Raw genomic sequence first — 3,302 nt, 5'->3', positions numbered from 1 at the left:
CGCACCGGGGCCGGTCGGGCAACGCCGTCGGCGTCATGCTCGTGCCGCTGCCTGCCGAAGCGGGCGACCTCGCCGGCCGTCTGCGTCGCGTCGCAGGGCTGACCCGCACGGCCAAGGCGGAGGCGCGCACGCGCGGCACGTTCGAGCTGACCCGGACGCGCCCGGGTACCTGGCTGTTCGGGCGGCTCTCGCGCCGGCAGCGGCTCGTCGTCATGTTCGTGACGAACGTGCGCGGCCCCGCGCACCCGCTCACCCTGGCGGGAGCGCGGGTCGAGCAGATCTGGCCCGTGGCCGCGCTCGGGGGCAACGTGCGCCTCGGCGTCGCGGCGATCTCGTACGACGGTGTGCTCCGCTGCGCCGTGCACTGCGACGCGGGCGTGCTCCCCGCCGCCGTCGTCGGGCGGGCACTCGGGGACGAGCTGGCGGCCGTGGCCGCGCTCGGCTGACCCCGCTCCGGCAAGACCCTGTTGACAGGCGTCAGCCCATCCGCGTACAACTGATAAATCGATTGTTCACTGGCAATGTCGCCCTGAGGCGACCAGAACGGCTGGCCCATGACCTCTTTTCTCTCCGGCTTCTTCGACCCGCTCCCACGGATCCTCGTGGCCGACGACTTCGACAACGGCATGAGCGGGTGGCTCGACCTGCGCCCGAACTTCGTGGCCCCCGGGTTCCGCGAGCACTCCGCCGACATCGACCTGATCCACTGGGGGCCGACGATGCTCAGCTCCGCGACCTTCGCCTTCGGCGGCACGCACGGTTCCGCGAGCGGCACCTATTCCCTGAAGATCTCCAGCCGCGCCGCCGCAGCGCCGGCCGACCAGCCCCCTGTTGCCGGTTCGATGGGCCTGGCGATCAAGCGGCTCGCCGTCCCCGGCGACGCGCGGCGGCTGCGGATCGAAACCCTGCTCGCCCACAAGGTCGAGCAGGACCGCCCCGGCCTCGGCGTCGACGACCTGCGCGCGTTCGGCATGTTCGTCGACCTGCAGGACGACGAGCACCGCTACATGCCCGGCGTCCGCTACGTGAACGCCGTCGACGGCGAGCCCGTGCGGCGCTGGCAGTACTACAGCCCCACCGACGCCACCGACGAGGAGTGGAGCTACGGCGCCGACGGCTGGCACAAGGCCGGCGTCGACCCGCAGTGGTTCGGCGAGCGCGGCCCCGACGGGTCCACGGTCGCCACGACCTGGTTCGAGGACGGCGAGCAGCACCTGATCTACAACGAGTCGGACGACAAGCTGAACTGGACCCCGTTCTCGCTGACCGTCGACCTCGTGAACCGCTCCTACGAGGAGTTCCGCGTGGGCGGGCGGAGCTTCCGCTTCCCGGACGGAGCCCACCCCACCCTGGCCCCGGCGTACAACGACATCGAGGGCCTGCTCAACCCGGTGTTCTTCGTCGAGGCCGACACCGATCGCCGGGTCTCCCTGTTCCTCGACTCGGTAGTCGTCTCCGTCGAGCGGGGGGAGGCGGCATGAAGACCTTCTACACCTCCGTGATCGAGCTCCGGCAGCCCTTCGACCAGACCATCGAGACCCACCCGTACGAGTGCGGCTGGGCCGACGAGGCCATCTTCTTCGTCGAGCTCCACGACCCCGAGCCCGGCACCGGCGTCGAGCTCCGGGTCCAGATCAGCCCCGACGGCATCCGCTGGATCGACGAGGGCACCGTCCTTAAGACCACCAGCACCACGTTCGCCCGTGTCACCCACTTCGGAGGATTCCTCCGCCTGGCCGGGACCGCACGGCAGGCCGACGGCGAGGCGGCGTCCGCCACCGTGTCCGTGCGCCTGGCACTGAAAGGTTAGAAAGGAAACGATGACGTTCCGGATCAACAAGGCCACCGTCGGTGCCACCGTGGGCACCGCACTGGAGTGGTACGACTTCTCCCTCTACGGCACCGCCAGCGCGCTGGTGTTCCCCGCCGTGTTCTTCCCGTCCCAGGACCCGGTGCTCGCGACCCTCGCGTCGTTCGCCACGTTCGCGGTCGGGTTCTTCGCGCGGCCCGTCGGCGGACTCATCATCGGCCACCTCGGCGACAGGTACGGCCGCCGGCAGATGCTCTTCCTCACCCTCGTGCTCATGGGCGTCTCCTCGACCCTGATCGGGCTGGTGCCCAGCCACGCGAGCATCGGCATCGCCGCGCCCGTGCTGCTCGTCGTGCTCCGCGTGGTGCAGGGCTTCGGCGCCGGGGGCGAGTACGCGGGCGCCACCCTGCTCGCCGCCGAGCACTCCCACGACGGCGCTCGCGGGCTCAACGCCGCGATCCCCGGCGCGGGCAACGCCGTCGGCGCCCTGCTGGCGACCGGCGTGCTGACCCTGCTGAGCGCCACGCTCTCGGAGGCCGCGTTCCTGTCCTGGGGCTGGCGCGTCGCGTTCCTGCTCAGCATCGCCGTGAGCATCACCGGCGTCGTCATCCGGCTGCGGGTGGCGGAGAGCCCGGAGTACGAGCGCACCAAGGCGCAGGGTGCCGTGCCGCGGGTGGCCATCGGCGAGCTGTTCCGCACGGCCGGGCGCAGGATCCCGTTCGCGATGCTCGCGAGCATCGGCCCCAACGTCGCCAGCTACCTGCCGTCCGTCTACGCGCTCACCTACCTGACCGCGACGGTGGGTGCGCCCGCGTGGATCGGTCTGACCGGCATCCTGATCGGCAACCTGCTCAAGCTCGTGACGATCCCGCTGGCCGGGTGGATCTCCGACCGGGTCGGACGGCGCCCGGTGTTCCTCACCGGCGCGCTCGGCGCGGTGGCGCTGATCTACCCCTTCTTCTTCCTGCTCGACACGGGCACCCCCGTGCTCGTCTGGATCGCCCTGGTGCTGCTCTTCACGTTCTGCAACGACGCGATGCTGGCGGCCCAGTCGGGGTTCATGTCGGAGCTGTTCGACGTGCGCCACCGCTACACCGGCGTCACGTTCAGCCGCGAGATCACCGGCGCCCTCGTGGGCGGCACCCTGCCGTTCGTCGCGGCCTGGCTGACAGCGGCGGCCGGGGGCGGATCATGGCTGGTGGCGCTGTACTGCGCCGTCCTGTGCGCGCTCGCCGCGCTCGGGATGTTCCTGCTCCCGGAGACACGGGTCGCCGCGCGGTCGGCGCGGGTCTGACCGCGGCTGACCGTGTCTGACCAGCGGGGAAGGATGGCGGCCGGTTGGCCGCCGCCCTTCCCCGCCCGGCATAGTGGGCACATGGACAGCTCCGGGCAGCAGGCGACGGAAGGGCTGTGGGCGGGGGCTGGGCCGCAGGCGGCGGCTGGGCCAGGGCCAGGGCCCCGGAGCGGGCCGGTCCGGCTGGCCGACGTCGCC

The 3,302-nt window shown here is 71.6% G+C and carries 4 protein-coding genes; all 4 read left to right on the top strand.

The features are described from left to right. Positions 1-446: WS/DGAT domain-containing protein (locus PROKR_RS09140; protein WP_036962329.1), on the top strand; the 446-nt coding region annotated here is incomplete at its 5' end. 108 nt (positions 447-554) lie between these two features. Then, positions 555-1,481, top strand: coding sequence for a DUF6772 family protein (locus PROKR_RS09135; RefSeq protein WP_036962326.1), 927 nt, complete (start codon positions 555-557; stop codon positions 1,479-1,481). Beyond that, positions 1,478-1,810 carry a hypothetical protein gene (locus tag PROKR_RS09130; RefSeq protein ID WP_036962323.1) on the top strand — a complete coding sequence of 111 codons (333 nt, stop codon included), beginning with the start codon at positions 1,478-1,480 and terminating at the stop codon, positions 1,808-1,810. The genes PROKR_RS09135 and PROKR_RS09130 overlap by 4 nt, the downstream gene beginning before the upstream one ends. Before the next feature lie 10 nt (positions 1,811-1,820). Then, positions 1,821-3,104, top strand: a complete 1,284-nt coding sequence (locus PROKR_RS09125; RefSeq protein ID WP_036962320.1) for an MFS transporter — start codon at positions 1,821-1,823, stop codon at positions 3,102-3,104. Positions 3,105-3,302 lie beyond the last annotated feature (198 nt).

The sequence above is a fragment of the Promicromonospora kroppenstedtii DSM 19349 genome, assembly GCF_000515355.1.
Classification (GTDB): Bacteria; Actinomycetota; Actinomycetes; order Actinomycetales; family Cellulomonadaceae; genus Promicromonospora; species Promicromonospora kroppenstedtii.
This window is presented reverse-complemented; position numbering and strand designations above follow the sequence as displayed.

Bases quoted from the DNA above. Each gene is read 5' to 3' on its own strand.
- PROKR_RS09135 (WP_036962326.1), top strand. From the start codon at position 555: ATGACCTCTTTTCTCTCCGGCTTCTTCGACCCGCTCCCACGGATCCTC.
- PROKR_RS09130 (WP_036962323.1), top strand. From the start codon at position 1,478: ATGAAGACCTTCTACACCTCCGTGATCGAGCTCCGGCAGCCCTTCGAC.
- PROKR_RS09125 (WP_036962320.1), top strand. From the start codon at position 1,821: ATGACGTTCCGGATCAACAAGGCCACCGTCGGTGCCACCGTGGGCACC.